Genomic DNA, 17,064 nt, shown 5'->3' with positions numbered 1-17,064 from the left:
TCCTTTATCCGCAAGGCCTTAAGGCGCTGGACAGGGCGCCATGCGTCTTTTCTGACGTTGCAAAAGAAAAAGGGGAGTAAGAGCGTGCTCTCAATCCCCTTTTGTTGATCATGTTAATCCCATGAATCAATCCTTATTCATACTCTGCTATAATCTCATCAATTGTAAATTTGATGCCATAGTATACAAATAATCCGGCCATCAATGAGGGATATCCAAATCGATTCCCTTCATCATCTGGCAGCAACCCCTTCAGAAGCTTCAAGTCAATGGCTACATCTGCTAGGCTTTGCAAGCTCTCTTCTAACGTATCCATATGTGTAGATATGCTCACAAAGGGGATTCCTTTTTCTCTTAAAGCTTTTCCTATACCTACAGGAGCTGTATCGTTACTATATCTAGATAAAATGAGCACCCTGTCTGCAATGTCCATTTTTTCTATTGAGACTTGGTCTGTCCAAGCGAATCCTTGGACTATTGGCTCTGCTCCCTCGGTTGCCTCGAACATAACCCCTGCCATTTCCTTGTCCCCATATATATAAATTTTTCCTTCGCCTACCGCTGCTTGTGCAAGTAAACGGGCACCATCCTCGATTGAGAATTCTTCTTTTTCGTGTAAGCGTTTAAACATTCCGCTTAATTGAGTTGAAAACATTTTTAGCATAATGAGCCCTCCGAATGCTAGTGTCTTTAGCCTATCTACAATTTTCCACCGTTCCATTATAATGAAAGATGGCAAGAAGGTAAAATTGTCACACCTTTTGAGAAAAATTGTCTTTAAATTGGCAGGGATTTTATAACAAAAGGAGAACTTACTAAGAGTACAAGAGCCATATGAATGTGTGGATGAAGGTTCTTCTATATTAAGTGGGCCTATATTAATAATTTATAAGCTAGAATATTCACGTTGTTTTCTTCATGGTGGTTATAAGCTCCCATATTCGTAGGAAAACAATAGGCAACAAGAAAACCTGTTGATTATTTGAAATAGAACTTCATACATATCATTTAATAGAAATGGTCAACTGGTTTATGTAACAGAAATTATTTTGGAGAAAGAGGTGTCATCATGAAAGGGAAAATACTTATTGTCGATGATCAATTTGGAATTCGAATTTTACTTAATGAAGTGCTACAAAAGGAAGGGTATGAAACCCATCAAGCAGCAAATGGAATCCAAGCATTAGATATCGTAACGAATCACTCGCCTGATCTCGTTCTGCTAGATATGAAAATTCCAGGAATGGACGGAATTGAAATCTTAAAAAGAATGAAGGTTATTGATAAGGACATCCGAGTAATTATTATGACGGCATATGGAGAATTGGATATGATTCAAGAAGCGAAAGATTTGGGTGCTTTAACACATTTTGCCAAACCTTTTGATATTGATGATATCCGATCTGCAGTAAAAAAATATTTGCCAATTCCGCAACAATAAACGAAAAAATCACACTTTTTCTGTGATAGCGTTTGCATTATAAAATATTTATGACAGTTGCTAAAATAACGCTTGAATAAATGGCATTTCTGATTTTGATTTGGTATGATACAAATGAATTCCAAGGATCGTTCATTTGAAATAAGTACATATTCATTTACATAGAGGGAAAATTTAATGAATGTAACTGACAAATGAATGATGATCAATAAGGAGGAAGAAATATGCCTTTAGTTTCAATGACTGAAATGCTCAACAAAGGAAAAGCAGAAGGTTATGCAGTAGGTCAATTTAACTTAAACAACCTTGAGTTTACTCAAGCGATCCTTCAAGCTGCTGAAGAGGAAAAATCACCAGTTATCTTAGGTGTGTCTGAAGGGGCTGCTCGCTATATGGGCGGTTTTACAACTGTTGTAAAAATGGTTGAAGGATTAATGCATGATTATAAAATTACTGTTCCAGTTGCCATTCACTTAGACCATGGCTCAAGCTTTGATAAATGTAAGGAAGCAATCGATGCAGGATTTACATCTGTTATGATTGATGCTTCACATGATCCTTTTGAAGAGAACGTAGAAACTACTTCTAAAGTAGTTGAGTACGCACACTCAAAAGGTGTATCAGTTGAAGCTGAGCTAGGAACAGTTGGTGGACAAGAAGATGATGTAATTGCTGAAGGCGTAATCTATGCTGATGCAAAAGAGTGTGAAGAGCTTGTTAAGCGCACGAACATTGATTGTTTAGCGCCAGCACTTGGTTCTGTTCATGGACCTTACAAAGGTGAACCAAACCTAGGGTTCAAAGAAATGGAAGAAATCGGTCAATCAACTGGTGTGCCATTAGTATTACACGGTGGTACAGGAATCCCAACAAAGGATATCCAAAAAGCAATTTCTCTAGGAACTGCGAAAATTAACGTAAATACAGAAAACCAAATTGCTTCTGCAAAGCGTGTTCGTGAAGTATTAGCAGCAGATTCAGAAGTATATGATCCACGTAAATATTTAGGACCAGCACGTGAAGTGATTAAAGAAACAGTAATCGGCAAAATGCGTGAATTTGGTTCTTCTGGTAAAGCTTAATAGATACCCAAACCGACTATGACTGAAACCGCCTTTGATATAAGGGCGGTTTTAGTTCATTTTAGCTTTTATGTTACAATTTTATTGTATATGTAATCTGCGAATGTTGTTAGTATGAACCGTGCAATGGAACTTTACATGACAAGATACCATATCTAAATACCATGGAAAGATAATAGAGGAGGAAGACATATGAAATTTTTCATCGATACAGCAAACATGGAAGAAATCAAAGAAGCACACGCGCTAGGCTTTATTTCAGGTGTAACAACAAACCCATCTTTAGTTGCAAAAGAAAAAGAAGTATCTTTTCACGAGCGCCTAAAAGAAATTACAGAGTTAGTTCCTGGTTCAGTTAGTGCAGAAGTAATTGCACTAGATGCAGAAGGGATGATTAAAGAAGGACGTGAGCTAGCGAAAATCGCTCCAAATATAACGGTGAAAGTCCCAATGACACCTGAAGGTTTAAAGGCCGTACATACCTTCTCAAAAGAAGGCATCAAGACAAACGTCACTCTCATTTTTAGTGCCAATCAAGCATTACTAGCAGCAAGAGCAGGGGCAACCTATGTATCTCCATTCCTTGGCCGTCTAGATGATATCGGTCACAATGGGATGGATCTTATATCTACTATTGCTCAAATCTTTGAAATTCACGGGATTGAAACGGAAATTATTGCAGCTTCTATCCGTCATCCACAGCATGTAACGGACGCTGCTCTAAACGGAGCTCATATCTCAACTATTCCTTACAAGGTATTGATGCAACTATTCAATCACCCTCTTACAGACAAAGGGATTGAGGCGTTTTTAGATGACTGGAGTAAACGTACAGAAAAGTAATGGAATTTATTACTTTATTAAAGTTTTTCTATATTCCATACATGAAATAATCATTTTCGTGTAAACTAGATAAAAAAAGATAATGTCGTTTTTTGCCTTTTTATGTTGGTAAAAAGTACCTATTATGTTTTTGGGGTATAAATTTTGGACATAATGTCTTTTATGATTGTAGGCTGTGTTTGACGATTGATGAAGTTGGTGTCCAACCCCTTAAATTGAAGGGATAGGTGCTGAATGATCTAAGAAAGATCAGCTAGTGCTCATATTGCGCACTAACCTAAAGTCAAAACGAATAAAGTATAGGCAAGGATTCGACATGAGTTTAAAAAAGCCTCTTAGTCTTTAGTTATCAGTTCGATCTCGATCATTCATCTGGGCTTAGAAGGGAGTTAACAATGCAGAAACTAATGATTGCAGGCGGCTATCCTTTAAAAGGGACAGTTCGAATTAGTGGAGCCAAGAATAGTGCAGTGGCACTGATTCCAGCTACGATTCTAGCTGAATCGCCTGTTACAATTGAAGGTTTACCAGGTATCTCTGACGTTGAAATATTAAAAGGCTTACTAGAAGAAATCGGTGGGGCAGTTCAGTTTGCTGATGGTGAAATGACAGTTGACCCGTCATCGATGATCTCGATGCCTTTGCCCAATGGGAAAGTAAAGAAACTCCGTGCCTCCTATTATTTAATGGGCGCAATGCTCGGCCGCTTTAAAAAAGCAGTAATTGGACTGCCTGGTGGATGCCATCTAGGGCCAAGACCAATTGATCAACATATCAAAGGCTTTGAAGCTCTAGGTGCTAGTGTTACTAATGAGCAAGGAGCAATCTATCTTCGAGCAGATGAGCTACGCGGGGCAAGAATTTATCTGGATGTGGTGAGTGTTGGGGCTACAATTAATATCATGCTAGCTGCAGTTCGAGCTAAAGGACGTACGATTATTGAAAATGCAGCGAAAGAGCCTGAAATTATTGACGTAGCTACACTTCTAACGAATATGGGTGCAAAGATAAAAGGCGCTGGAACCGATGTCATTCGAATTGACGGAGTAGACGAGCTTCATGGCTGTCGACACACGATCATTCCTGATCGAATTGAAGCTGGGACATATATGATTTTAGGTGCTGCAGTTGGAGAAGGTGTCCTTATAGATAATGTCATTCCGCAACATTTAGAATCTTTGATTGCGAAAATGCGAGAGATGGGCGTACCGGTGGAAACGAGTGACGATCAAGTATTTATCGGAAAATCAGCAGAGAAACTGAAGGCTGTTGACATAAAAACACTTGTGTATCCGGGGTTCCCAACAGATCTTCAACAGCCATTCACCTCCCTTTTAACAAAAGCAGAAGGGACAAGTATGGTTACTGATACGATCTACGGTGCTCGATTTAAGCATATAGATGAACTTCGACGTATGAATGCCAACATTAAAGTGGAAGGTCGCTCAGCCATCATTAATGGTTCTGCTCAGCTGCAAGGTGCGAAAGTGAAAGCGAGTGATCTACGAGCTGGTGCTGCTCTAGTAATTGCCGGGCTACTAGCGGAAGGGATTACAGAAGTAACCGGGCTCGAGCATATTGATCGCGGATATAGTCAATTAGTAGAGAAACTAGACGGCTTAGGAGCAACGGTTTGGCGTGAGGATTTGTCAAAAGAAGAGCTTGAACAAATGAAAAATGCGTAGCTTTGACAACAAAGAAATGATTTAGGGGGAGAAACGATGGAAAGAAGTTTATCAATGGAGCTTATCCGTGTAACAGAAGCGGCTGCATTAGCATCTGCACGCTGGATGGGGAGAGGCTTAAAGGATGAAGCGGATGATGCAGCGACTTCAGCCATGCGCGATGTATTCGATACGGTTCCTATGAAGGGAACAGTTGTAATTGGGGAAGGGGAAATGGATGAAGCCCCAATGCTTTATATCGGAGAGAAGCTAGGTACAGGCTATGGACCGCGCGTTGACGTAGCGGTTGACCCTCTAGAAGGTACAAATATTGTCGCATCAGGTGGGTGGAATGCATTAGCCGTTCTTGCCGTAGCAGACCACGGTAACCTTCTTCATGCACCAGACATGTATATGGATAAGATTGCAGTAGGTCCTGAAGCGATTGGACAAATTGATATTAATGCTTCCGTTTTAGATAATCTTAAAGCCGTTGCTAAAGCAAAGAATAAAGACATTGAAGACGTAGTAGCTACAGTACTAAACCGTCCTCGTCATCAGCATATTATTGCTCAGCTGCGTGAAGCGGGTGCCCGCATTAAATTAATTAATGATGGGGATGTTGCAGGAGCAATCAATACAGCTTTTGACCACACAGGCGTTGATATTCTTTTCGGTTCAGGTGGCGCTCCAGAAGGTGTGATTGCAGCCGTAGCATTAAAGAGCTTAGGTGGGGAAATCCAAGGGAAGCTTCTACCTCAATCTGATGCAGAAGCAGAGCGTTGTCAAAAAATGGGGCTAGATGTAAATAAAATCCTTTTAATGGAAGATTTAGTTAAAGGGGATGACGCCATTTTTGCAGCTACAGGCGTAACAGACGGTGAGTTGCTTAGAGGAGTTCAATTCAAGGGCTCATACGGCTCTACACACTCTGTCGTTATGCGTGCAAAATCTGGGACAGTAAGATTTATTGAAGGCCGTCACAGTTTAAAAAAGAAGCCAAACTTAGTAATAAAGTAAAATATTTCTTTGCAATTAAATGCAAACCCTTACAACTTTCGGGCTAATCTGAAAATGGATTAGCCTCTTTTATAAACTCCGAAAACAATTTATGAAAAAAATCAGTTGATTATTTTTTATATATAAGGGTAAAATAAAGATTGTTTTTTAAATATTTTGCTCTGAACTTATGCAAAATCATTTTGGTTTACGCTTTGGCTCTCTGCAGAATCTATCTTCGAAAACTTCAAGAACCCTCAAACATAAACCTTCAGACGATGAATGTTCAGCGGTCTGAAAGAACGGACTACCAATTTCTTATCTTTGACTCAAGTAGTCAATTTATCCATCCATATAAAAATAAGGCATGACCATTGGATTGTACCCGCTACATCCCTGTCTACTAGTGCCCAATTTATTATTTGTCAAACTTCATATGGGTGAAACAACCGAAAATATAAAAGTGTGGTGTCATAATGGAATTAACAATCTCTAGTTTAGAAAATATGAAATTAAAAGAGCTTTACGAACTGGCAAAAGAATATAAGGTATCCTATTACAGCAAATTAACGAAAAAGGAATTAATCTTTGCCATCCTAAAGGCTCGCGCAGAACAAGAAGGCTATTTCTTTATGGAAGGTGTTCTTGAAATTATTCAGTCGGAAGGGTTTGGCTTCCTACGTCCGATCAATTACTCTCCAAGCTCACAGGATATCTATATTTCCGCATCTCAAATCAGAAGATTTGATCTCCGTAATGGAGATAAGGTGTCTGGAAAGGTAAGACCTCCAAAAGAAAATGAAAGATACTTTGGTTTACTACATGTTGAAGCAGTAAACGGGGACGATCCTGAAACGGCAAAAGAACGTGTGCACTTCCCTGCACTCACTCCTTTATATCCGAACCGTCAAATGATGCTAGAAACAAAGCCAAAAGCCATCTCTACTCGAATAATGGATTTAATTACTCCGGTTGGATTTGGTCAACGTGGCTTAATTGTAGCTCCCCCTAAAGCGGGTAAAACGATGCTACTAAAAGAAATTGCAAATAGCATTACGACAAACCATCCAGAAGCAGAACTTATCGTTCTGTTAATTGATGAACGTCCTGAAGAGGTAACAGATATTGAACGATCGGTTGCTGGGGATGTAGTAAGCTCGACTTTCGATGAAGTTCCTGAGAACCACATTAAGGTGGCAGAGCTTGTATTAGAAAGAGCGATGCGCTTAGTAGAGCACAAGCGAGATGTTATTATCTTAATGGATAGTATCACTCGTCTCGCTCGTGCATACAATCTAGTCATTCCTCCGAGTGGCCGTACTTTATCTGGGGGAATTGATCCGGCCGCATTCCACCGCCCTAAGCGTTTCTTTGGGGCAGCGCGTAATATTGAAGAAGGTGGAAGCTTAACGATTCTAGCGACCGCCCTAGTCGATACAGGCTCTAGAATGGATGATGTCATTTATGAAGAGTTCAAAGGGACAGGAAATATGGAGCTTCACTTAGACCGTGCTCTTGCAGAAAGAAGAATCTTCCCTGCTATTGATATCCGTCGTTCTGGTACTCGTAAGGAAGAGTTGCTTATTCCAAAGGACCACCTGGATAAACTATGGGCAATTCGCAAATCCATGTCAGATGCTCCAGATTTTGGTGAAAGATTCTTACGTAAGCTAAAACAAACGAAATCAAATGAAGAATTTTTTGCAAACCTGGATGAGGAAATGAAAGCAAATACTAGAAGCCGAAGCTAATTCATATCGATTCAAAAATAGGATATGGTATAGTTAAAAGTAAGCGGATTGATTAAATAGATTAACAATAAATCCCATGTTGCAAAGCAACAGGATGCTTGTTATAATATCAACAGTGTGTTTTTGAAATTTACAACACGTTATGTTGTTGTAATATATAACTCTGTTTCGAAAGATTCAGGGCGGAAGGAGATGAAAAGAATGAAAGCAGGAATTCATCCAAACTATAAAAAAGTAATGGTTAAGTGCTCTTGCGGAAATGAGTTTGAAACAGGTTCTGTTAAAGAAGATATCCGTATTGAAACTTGTTCTGAGTGCCACCCATTCTATACGGGTCGTCAAAAATTCGCTGAAGCTGGCGGACGAGTTGACCGATTCAACAAAAAATACGGTCTTAAATAATTCAACAGAAACAGGCAAGAAGTTTTCACCGCTTGCCTGTTTTTTATTGGCTGTTTTCAACCAAAACCTCTTTCATCTGGTTATTTTTCTTAGTAGGGAATAATAACAGGACAGAAGGTTACTCAAAATTTATCCAATTATAATGATTGATATGACACATTTAAATGTACATTTTAGTACATATAAGAATAGATGGAAGCTTAGAGCGAGGAAGGAGAGGCATTCACATGTATGTAATGAAGCAGCACGGTTGGGTAGAAGTTATTTGTGGAAGCATGTTTTCTGGTAAGTCGGAGGAACTGATCAGACGTGTGAGAAGAACACAATTTGCCAAACAAAAAATCGTTGTGTTTAAGCCGCAAATTGACAACCGTTATAGTGAAGAAGCGGTAGTATCACATAATGGAACCTCACTTTTTGCGATTCCAATTTCTCGGTCACATGATATTTTTCAACACATTGAATCAGATGTGGATGTGATTGCGATCGACGAGGTTCAATTTTTCGATGATGAAATTGTGAAAGTCATTCAGCATTTAGCTGACAGTGGACACCGGGTAATAGCGGCGGGGCTTGATCAAGATTTTAGAGGAGAGCCATTTGGGCAAATGCCTGCTCTTATGTCTATTGCAGAATTGGTGACAAAACTGCAGGCGGTCTGCGCTGTATGCGGATCACCAGCGAGTCGAACGCAACGGCTAATAGATGGAAAACCAGCTTCTTACGATGATCCGATTATCCTCGTAGGTGCTTCTGAATCATATGAGCCTCGTTGCCGTCATCACCATCAGGTGCCGAAAACTCCTCATGTCATTACCAATATTGAAGCTACAAAGATGTCCTAATCCAATTGTTATTCGAACCTGTTCTTCTGTTGAAGAGTAGGTTTTTATTGTTTTTAAGGTGGGTTGTTAATGCAGCTGCACTTACAAATAAAAATGGTATTAATTCCCTTGAGCAATCCTATTCGAAGCGGACAAGCTAAGAAAAGGAGGTGGGACGATGAAAAGAGTGATATTATTTCTTTTCATGGTGCTCATGGCACTGACAGGATGTAACAATCAAAATGCTGAAGGCCTATATGACTTGGAGCAAGATGCTGATGGAGCTAGACTTTTATCAAACCCAACCGATGAAGATGACTATCGTATGGGTCGTACAATGAGTGACCAAAATCCGAATTTACCCAATATTGACGGTAATGGGGTAGATCAAGCAGAAGACGTCGAACAGGCTAGGGAAGTAATTGAACAGCTAGATGGCTTTGAACCGGGAGCTGTATGGATAAATGGGCAAGACATGTGGGTCACAGCATATAAAAAAGGAATGCAATCCAATGAAGAGAAAATAGACACAGAAGCCATGCTCCATAAAAAACTGCTAAAAGCTCTCCCGCGATATCATATAGAAGTACAGGTACGTGAAGATCGCAGATAAAACATTTTCTAATTTAGGGTGTCCAACAGACTGTAGACAAGCTCATAGCAATTTGAGTTGTCTATAGTCTTTCTTTATTGTCTAGAACCGACTCACAGCTGAACACTAATGATAAAAAATTATTTTACCTACTCTTGGAGCAATTATCGCTTTGGTTTAGAGAGGGATACTAAGTGTTTGTAGAGAAGGCGCTTGACTCTTTGGGGATAAGGGTTACAGCCAATACCCCACAGGCAGCACGCCGAGGAGGCTTGGCGAACGCCCCCGGAAAGCAAGTTCCTAGAGCGGAAATCACCTTATTTCTATTTCTTTAAATATATGATTTAGATTGAGGAGGTCCTCCAGTTTATACGGCGCTAAACAGGGGGCTTCCGTAGAAAGTGCTTTATTTAAAGGATTTTGTGTAAGAGTTAGTATGGTGTCTAGCTCCAGCCCCCCAGCGCCTAGTAAACTTCAGCCCTCCTCCTTACGATAAGTCAACATCGACTCGCTACGCTCATCGTGTTTCCTTTATCTCATATGGGAAAAAGTGAGGCGACTGAACAGACCCGACAAGCATAAGATGGACTGTGTCGTGGCGTAGTTTGCCACAGAACAGTACAGCTTATGACCTCGAGGGTCTAGGAGCCGCAGCTAGATTGAGGAGGTCCTCCAGTTTATACGGCGCTAAACGGGGGGGCTTCCGTAGAAAGTGCTTTATTTAAAGGATTTTGTGTAAGAGTTAGTATGGTGTCTAGCTCCAGCCCCCCAGCGCCTAGTAAACTTCAGCCCTCCTCCTTACGATAAGTCAACATCGATTCGCTACGCTCATCGTGTTTCCTTTATCTCATACAGGATAAAGTGAGGCGACTGAACAGACCCGACAAGCATAAGATGGACTGTGTCGTGGCGTAGTTTGCCACAGAACAGTACAGCTTATGACCTCGAGGGTCTAGGAGCCACAGCTAGATTGAGGAGGTCCTCCAGTTTATACGGCGCTAAACGGGGGGGCTTCCGTAGAAAGTGCTTTATTTAAAGGATTTTGTGTAAGAGTTAGTATGGTGTCTAGCTCCAGCCCCCCAGCGCCTAGTAAACTTCAGCCCTCCTCCTTACGATAAGTCAACATCGATTCGCTACGCTCATCGTGTTTCCTTTATCTCATATGGAGGTCCTCCAGTTTATACGGCGCTAAACAGGGGGGCTTCCGCTTTTCTAATAATTTGGTTTTGACTGGGTGTTTCGCCTATACTATAATTAGAATGTTATGGATTTGACAATAATAAATAGTCCTACATACATTATTTTATAATGTTTTCATCCGTCATATGGGCGGAATAATAAATGAGGTGAATGACTGTGTTTGATCGTCTTCAAGCAGTAGAAGATCGCTATGAGAAATTAAATGAACTTTTGAGCGATCCTGATATCGTAAATGATACAAATAAATTACGTGAATATTCAAAGGAACAGTCTGATATTCAAGAGACGGTTGATGCGTATCGTGAATATAAGGATGTACGCGAACAGCACCGTGATGCGAAAGCGATGCTAGAAGAAAAGCTAGATCCTGAAATGCGTGAGATGGTAAAGGAAGAACTAGACGAGCTGAGCGAGCAAGTAGAGCAGCTTGAAAGTCGCTTGAAGATTCTTCTCGTTCCAAAAGACCCAAATGACGATAAGAACGTTATTATGGAAATTCGCGGAGCAGCAGGTGGAGATGAGGCGGCCCTGTTTGCAGGTGACCTATACCGGATGTATAGCCGCTATGCTGAAACACAAGGCTGGAAAACAGAGGTAATTGAAGCTAGCTCTACTGGAGTTGGAGGATTTAAAGAAATTATTTTCATGATTAATGGAAATGGTGCCTATTCTAAGTTGAAATTTGAAAATGGTGCTCACCGTGTACAACGTGTTCCAGAAACCGAGTCTGGTGGACGTATTCACACTTCAACTGCTACGGTTGCAGTACTCCCAGAAGCAGAAGAAGTGGAAGTAGAAATTCATGATAAAGATATCCGCTTTGATACGTATGCTTCCTCAGGTGCCGGAGGTCAAAGTGTTAACACGACCATGTCGGCCGTTCGACTAACGCATATTCCGACGGGGATCGTTGTTACGTGTCAAGATGAGAAATCTCAGCATAAAAACAAAGATAAAGCCATGAAGGTATTACGTGCTCGGGTATACGATAAATTCCAACAAGAAGTCCAAGCAGAGTACGACCAAAATCGTAAATCAGCAGTTGGAACAGGTGACCGTTCAGAGCGTATTCGTACGTATAATTTCCCGCAAAATCGTGTGACAGATCACCGTATTGGCTTAACCATTCAAAAGCTAGACCAAATTCTTCAAGGGAAGCTAGATGAAGTTTTAGATGCTTTAATTCTAGAAGAACAATCTTCTAAGCTTCAAAACCTAGAGGACTAACAACATGGTAAAAGTATATGAAGCCCTTCATTGGGCTTCTTCTTTTTTAACGTCACATGAACGAGATGAAAATGCGGGAGAACTATTGTTACGCCACTATTTAAACCAAACCCGTTCTCAGCTCTTAGCGAATTTACGGGAGGAAATCGAGGACAGTGCCTATGTTCGTTTTGCAGAAGCGGTCCATCTCCATGCAAAAGGCAGGCCGATTCAATACATTATGGGCTATGAGGAATTTTATGGCCGTTTGTTCCGTGTAAATGAAGAAGTCTTAATTCCCCGACCTGAAACAGAAGAGCTTGTCTATCATACCCTTGAGAGGGTCCAACGTATTTTTGGGCAGCAGCAAGCCAAACTAGTTGATGTTGGAACAGGCAGTGGAGCGATTGGAATTACCTTAAAGCTAGAAAATCCAAACTTACATGTTACGGCAACAGATATTGCGAGTGAATCGCTTGCTGTTGCGAGTAGCAATGCTAAACAACTAGGAGCTGAAATCATATTTGAGCAAGGAGACCTACTTCAGCCTTTTCTGAAGAAAGGAAATATATTCGATGTTGTAATCTCTAATCCACCTTATATTCCTGAGTCTGATCTTGAGGGGATGTCAGTAGTAGTTACTGAGCATGAGCCCCACCGTGCCTTATTTGCTGGGCAGGATGGTTTAGACGTGTACCGCCAATTTATGAAGGAGCTTCCTCATGTTCTAAATAGCAAGGCAATTATTGGCTTTGAAGTAGGTGCCGGGCAAGGGGAGCAGGTAGCCGGGTTATTACAACAGACATTCCTAGAAGCCAAGGTCGAGATTGTGTTTGATATTAATGGCAAGGATCGAATGGTTTTTGCTGAAATTGGATGTTAAGAAGACTCCCGTGTGTGCGGACATGCGGGAGATTCTGCTTTTTACATTTGTTCTATTAAAAATTTTAAATTTTACTAGTTTAAGAATCTGCCATTCTGTCCACAATGTGTAGGGAAGGGACGGTGTCAGAGGATGAACTCAAAAATACTAGCCAAACTCTATATAATTATTTTATCTGTTGGAACGATTTTTAGTATATATATTCCTAAGAATGAAGTAACTGCAAACGATGCAATTGTTATACCAAACGAAGCTATTCGATTACGTATTCTAGCAAATAGTGACAGAGAGGTTGATCAGCAGCTCAAAAGGCAAGTAAGGGATGCGGTTAACGAGGAAATTACAGAATGGGTAGCAGACTTAACTTCGGTAGAAGCAGCAAGAACACTCATTCAATCCCGTCTTCCAGAGATTCAAAAGATTGCTGAAGGGGTAGTCCTGGAACAGAATGCGAATCAAACAGTCCAAACTGATTTTGGGAAAGTAGAATTTCCTACTAAATTATATGGTCAGTTTCTATATCCTGCAGGTGAGTATGAGGCCATCCTCATTACACTTGGTGGTGGGGAAGGGGCGAATTGGTGGTGTGTATTATTTCCTCCTCTCTGTTTTTTAGACTTCTCTAATAGTGTAGCAGTTAGTGAAGGGGTTGAACAGGAAGAAGGAAATCAAGTGGAAGCCAAGGAAGTTTCTGTGAAGCAAGTGACAAAGAAAGAAGATCCTGTTTATGTGGAAGAAGACGATAAACCAGCTGAGGTGAAATTCTTTCTTGTTGAGCTGTGGGATAAGATCTTTGGATAGAGTCTTGCATTGGCAAGGCTTTTTCTATGTTGCTAGTATCTCATTCGAAGTCTACTCATTCTGAATCTACTAAAAATTCGTAGATTCTAGTTCTACAATCCATTCAACCTCATATTCATAGTAGTAGAATATTGAAAAATGAGGTGGATGGAATGGAAGTAATCATTCGTTGTGGAAAAGTAGAGGACCTAAGTCGATTAGTCGCTTTTTTAGAAAAAGCCGGTTTAGGGACAGATGGTGTGAAGGATGTAATCGATTATTTCTTACTTATGGAAGATGATCATGGAGAGCTAAAAGCAACAGTTGGAATTGAGCCCCTTGGTTCATGTGGATTATTGCGTTCCCTTGTTATGACACCAAAAGCATCAGAAAGTGATTTATTGATCCTATTAGAGCAAATGCTTTTATTAGCAAGGGATAAGAGCTTGCAATCGGTCTATTTAGCGACAAATAAACAAGCTTCACTCCATTTTTTTGAAACGATGGGATTTGTAGAAGAGGAAAAGAGCGGCTTACCAACAGAGTTACAAGAATCTGAGCATGTTCGACATATTCTGTCTGTGGATAACTCTCTATTTATGAAGTTATCACTGTAAATTGTACAAGTAATCCACAAAGTTATTCACAAAAACAACGTTTTTATACACATTTTGTGGATAACACTTGAGTTATGCCCATACTTCTTTTATACTTTCAACAGACATCTTATCGAAAAATGTACGAAAAAGTCGCTAAATTCGTCGAATTAACAAGGTTATTAGAGTATAAAATGAAGGTGGATATAAAATGGATACAATACGATGGTCAGTGGATAAAAATGTGGATGAAATTAAAGGTTATCCACAGATAGAAAAAGCCGCTGACCTTTTAAGGAATAACGAAGTAGTCGCTATACCAACTGAAACCGTTTATGGTCTAGGGGGGAATGCAAAGAGCGATGAAGCAGTGAAGAAGATTTTTCAAGCGAAGGGGAGACCAAGTGACAACCCACTTATCATCCATATTGCAGAAAAAGAGCAGTTGGAGGAGTTTGTAGTAGAAGTCCCCGAGTTAGCGGAAAAATTAATGAATCAGTTTTGGCCAGGATCGTTAACAATCATATTTCAACAAAAAGAAGGAATATTATCAACAAGTGCAACAGCTGGTTTATCAACCGTCGCAGTAAGGATGCCCGATCACCCAGTTGCGCTAGCGGTCATTAAGAGCTCGGGCCTCCCGATTGCTGCCCCAAGTGCAAACCGTTCGGGTAGACCTAGTCCTACAACTGCCCAACATGTATTTGAAGATCTAAATGGGTTAATCGCTGGAATTGTAGATGGAGGCTCTACTGGTGTTGGAGTAGAATCAACGGTTATTGATTGTACGGCAGCCATTCCAACCATTCTAAGGCCTGGTGGTGTCACGAAGGAGCAAATTGCAAAAGTGATTGGTGATGTTCGAATGGACCCTGCATTACAAAATGAAAAAGTAAAGCCGAAGTCACCCGGAATGAAGTATCAACACTATGCTCCAGATGCCCCGCTCTTTTTAGTAAAAGGAAGCAAGAGCTTTCTCCAAAAACTTATCGACGAGAAGCGCCAACATGGCTTGCGTGTGGGTGTGTTAACTACTATTGAAGGAGAAAGTCATGTTCATGCTGATTTCGTCTTTACTTGTGGAGAGCGAAAACAACTGGAAACCGTTGCTGTTAAACTTTACGAGGCACTCCGTAGTTTTAATACAGCAGGAGTAGATATTATTTTTAGTGAAATGTTTCCAAATGAAGGAGTCGGTGATGCGATTATGAACCGATTAATGAAGGCAGCTGGTCACCAAATAATCAGTGAAGAATAAAAGCCGTCAGTATTTGATGGCTTTTTCTATATAAGTGCTACGAGGATGAAACATGCTTCTAATTCTTGTTGGACGTGCATATGCTGAAATAGCAAGTCCAAAGGGGAGAAGAATCATGACTGCAATGCTCGGAGAATTTATAACACTGTTGATTATGGCATTTGCACTTGGAATGGATGCCTTTTCAGTTGGCTTGGGTATGGGGATGTTTAAGCTTCGCCTAAGACAAATCTTTAAAATAGGCATTACAATCGGCTTATTTCATGTGTGGATGCCATTACTCGGTATGGTCGCAGGACGTTTCCTCTCAGAGAAATTTGGCGAAATTGCTGCCTATATTGGAGGGGGCCTATTATTAGTTTTAGGAATCCAAATGATTGTAACGAGTATGAAAGATGAAGAAAATACATTTATAACCCCTGTAGGCATTGGTCTTTTTGTGTTTGCCTTGAGTGTTAGTTTAGATAGCTTTTCAGTGGGTTTAACATTAGGAATATATGGAGCAAAAACCATATTAGTCTTAACCAGCTTTGGGATAATTGCAACTGTTCTTACATGGATTGGATTAGTTGTTGGACGAAAAGTACAAGGCTGGATTGGCGTCTATAGCGAAGCACTTGGAGGGGGTATTCTGCTAGCCTTCGGGATCAAGCTATTGCTTCCTTTATAAAAAAAGGTTATTTTCTAAAAGATTGTAGGTATATACCAAGTAAATTTCCCTTCTTCATACGAATGCTAGCCGTTTGGAGAGGGAAACTTCCCATGCTACAAAAGCAATAATGGAAACGAAATTACTTAAATAAAAGAGGTACGGACAAGGGAATTCCGGCCTCTTTTCAGTTTGGTTTGGATAGTACCCATTAGAATAGAAGTAAGTGTGGAATATTAATCCTAAGAGGGAAGCGAGAACCAAATAATAGAAGTTTGAAGGATCTTAGGCATAAAGGACCGAGCTCAATTTTTATTTCGACTTGGTTCATAAAAGTCTTAATATAGTTTAAACTATTGAAATATAAAAAACTTTTTTATAAGTCTATGGAAACAGGTAAAATTGTCATATAATATAGTTAAAGGAGGCATTCTTCTATGACCCATATTCTGTTTGTTTGCACGGGTAATACTTGTCGTAGCCCAATGGCAGAAGCCATTTTAAAGAGTAAGCAGATCCCAGGAATGAAAGTGAGATCAGCGGGTGTTTATGCCATGGATGGGAGCCAAGCCTCTGAAAACACGAAAAAGGTCCTGGATGAAAATGATCTTATGCATGACCATCAATCTTCCGTGCTCTCACCAGCATTAGTTGATTGGGCAACCTATATTTTTACGATGACAGGAAGCCATAAATCAGCAGTTATCAGTATGTTTCCTTATGCAAGAGAGAAAGTTTTTACGATAAAAGAGTTTGCAGAGAATAATCAAACGACAGATATTATGGACCCATTTGGTCGTTCGGTAGACGTTTATCGAGATACATATAGAGAACTTGAATCTACCATCAACCAATTGCTAGATAAATTAAGAGAAGATTAAACGTTCAGGAGGA

The 17,064-nt window shown here is 40.2% G+C and carries 17 protein-coding genes; 16 read left to right on the top strand and 1 reads right to left on the bottom strand.

Annotated elements, in window-relative coordinates; genetic code table 11:
* Positions 1 to 133 precede the first annotated feature (133 nt).
* Positions 134 to 664 (bottom strand): DUF2529 domain-containing protein, encoded by a 531-nt coding sequence (locus tag LS684_RS19430; RefSeq protein ID WP_233808610.1) that lies wholly within the window; start codon positions 662 to 664, stop codon positions 134 to 136.
* A gap of 402 nt (positions 665 to 1,066) precedes the next feature.
* On the opposite strand from LS684_RS19430, the gene LS684_RS19425 reads away from it, so the two are divergent.
* From LS684_RS19425 to LS684_RS19350, 16 genes are all read left to right on the top strand, one after another.
* Positions 1,067 to 1,441 carry a response regulator gene (locus tag LS684_RS19425; protein ID WP_233811711.1) on the top strand — a complete coding sequence of 125 codons (375 nt, stop codon included), beginning with the start codon at positions 1,067 to 1,069 and terminating at the stop codon, positions 1,439 to 1,441.
* A 224-nt stretch (positions 1,442 to 1,665) separates the two neighbouring features.
* Positions 1,666 to 2,523, top strand: a complete 858-nt coding sequence (locus LS684_RS19420; RefSeq protein ID WP_233808609.1) for a class II fructose-bisphosphate aldolase — start codon at positions 1,666 to 1,668, stop codon at positions 2,521 to 2,523.
* 192 nt (positions 2,524 to 2,715) lie between these two features.
* Positions 2,716 to 3,366 (top strand): fructose-6-phosphate aldolase, encoded by a 651-nt coding sequence (gene fsa, locus LS684_RS19415; protein ID WP_233808608.1) that lies wholly within the window; start codon positions 2,716 to 2,718, stop codon positions 3,364 to 3,366.
* A gap of 395 nt (positions 3,367 to 3,761) precedes the next feature.
* Positions 3,762 to 5,051, top strand: a complete 1,290-nt coding sequence (gene murA, locus LS684_RS19410) for a UDP-N-acetylglucosamine 1-carboxyvinyltransferase (RefSeq protein ID WP_233808607.1) — start codon at positions 3,762 to 3,764, stop codon at positions 5,049 to 5,051.
* Positions 5,052 to 5,087: 36 nt separating this feature from the next.
* Complete coding sequence (glpX, locus tag LS684_RS19405) at positions 5,088 to 6,050, top strand: class II fructose-bisphosphatase (RefSeq protein WP_233808606.1); 963 nt, start codon at positions 5,088 to 5,090, stop codon at positions 6,048 to 6,050.
* A 455-nt stretch (positions 6,051 to 6,505) separates the two neighbouring features.
* Complete coding sequence (gene rho / locus LS684_RS19400; RefSeq protein WP_233808605.1) at positions 6,506 to 7,780, top strand: transcription termination factor Rho; 1,275 nt, start codon at positions 6,506 to 6,508, stop codon at positions 7,778 to 7,780.
* A gap of 201 nt (positions 7,781 to 7,981) precedes the next feature.
* Positions 7,982 to 8,182, top strand: a complete 201-nt coding sequence (rpmE, locus tag LS684_RS19395; protein ID WP_233808597.1) for a 50S ribosomal protein L31 — start codon at positions 7,982 to 7,984, stop codon at positions 8,180 to 8,182.
* A gap of 227 nt (positions 8,183 to 8,409) precedes the next feature.
* Entirely contained in the window at positions 8,410 to 9,027 is a 618-nt protein-coding gene (locus LS684_RS19390; RefSeq protein ID WP_233808594.1) for a thymidine kinase, read from the top strand.
* Between the two features lie 157 nt (positions 9,028 to 9,184).
* Entirely contained in the window at positions 9,185 to 9,619 is a 435-nt protein-coding gene (locus LS684_RS19385; protein WP_233808593.1) for a hypothetical protein, read from the top strand.
* Positions 9,620 to 10,954: 1,335 nt separating this feature from the next.
* A complete protein-coding gene (gene prfA, locus LS684_RS19380) occupies positions 10,955 to 12,025 on the top strand; it encodes a peptide chain release factor 1 (RefSeq protein ID WP_233808591.1) in 1,071 nt (356 codons plus the stop codon).
* A 4-nt stretch (positions 12,026 to 12,029) separates the two neighbouring features.
* Positions 12,030 to 12,887, top strand: coding sequence for a peptide chain release factor N(5)-glutamine methyltransferase (gene prmC, locus LS684_RS19375; protein ID WP_233808589.1), 858 nt, complete (start codon positions 12,030 to 12,032; stop codon positions 12,885 to 12,887).
* Between the two features lie 132 nt (positions 12,888 to 13,019).
* Positions 13,020 to 13,688, top strand: a complete 669-nt coding sequence (gene spoIIR, locus LS684_RS19370; RefSeq protein WP_233808585.1) for a stage II sporulation protein R — start codon at positions 13,020 to 13,022, stop codon at positions 13,686 to 13,688.
* A 152-nt stretch (positions 13,689 to 13,840) separates the two neighbouring features.
* Entirely contained in the window at positions 13,841 to 14,284 is a 444-nt protein-coding gene (locus LS684_RS19365; RefSeq protein WP_233808576.1) for a GNAT family N-acetyltransferase, read from the top strand.
* Between the two features lie 190 nt (positions 14,285 to 14,474).
* A complete protein-coding gene (locus LS684_RS19360) occupies positions 14,475 to 15,521 on the top strand; it encodes an L-threonylcarbamoyladenylate synthase (RefSeq protein WP_233808575.1) in 1,047 nt (348 codons plus the stop codon).
* Between the two features lie 115 nt (positions 15,522 to 15,636).
* A complete protein-coding gene (locus tag LS684_RS19355; protein ID WP_233811710.1) occupies positions 15,637 to 16,191 on the top strand; it encodes a manganese efflux pump MntP in 555 nt (184 codons plus the stop codon).
* A 416-nt stretch (positions 16,192 to 16,607) separates the two neighbouring features.
* Positions 16,608 to 17,051: a low molecular weight protein arginine phosphatase gene (locus tag LS684_RS19350; RefSeq protein WP_233808572.1), complete on the top strand. Its 444-nt coding sequence runs from the start codon at positions 16,608 to 16,610 to the stop codon at positions 17,049 to 17,051.
* The last annotated feature ends 13 nt before the right edge of the window (positions 17,052 to 17,064 follow it).

Source organism: Cytobacillus spongiae, from assembly GCF_021390075.1.
The sequence above is the reverse complement of the archived record's forward strand: the minus strand, read 5'-3'. Positions and strand labels throughout refer to the sequence as shown.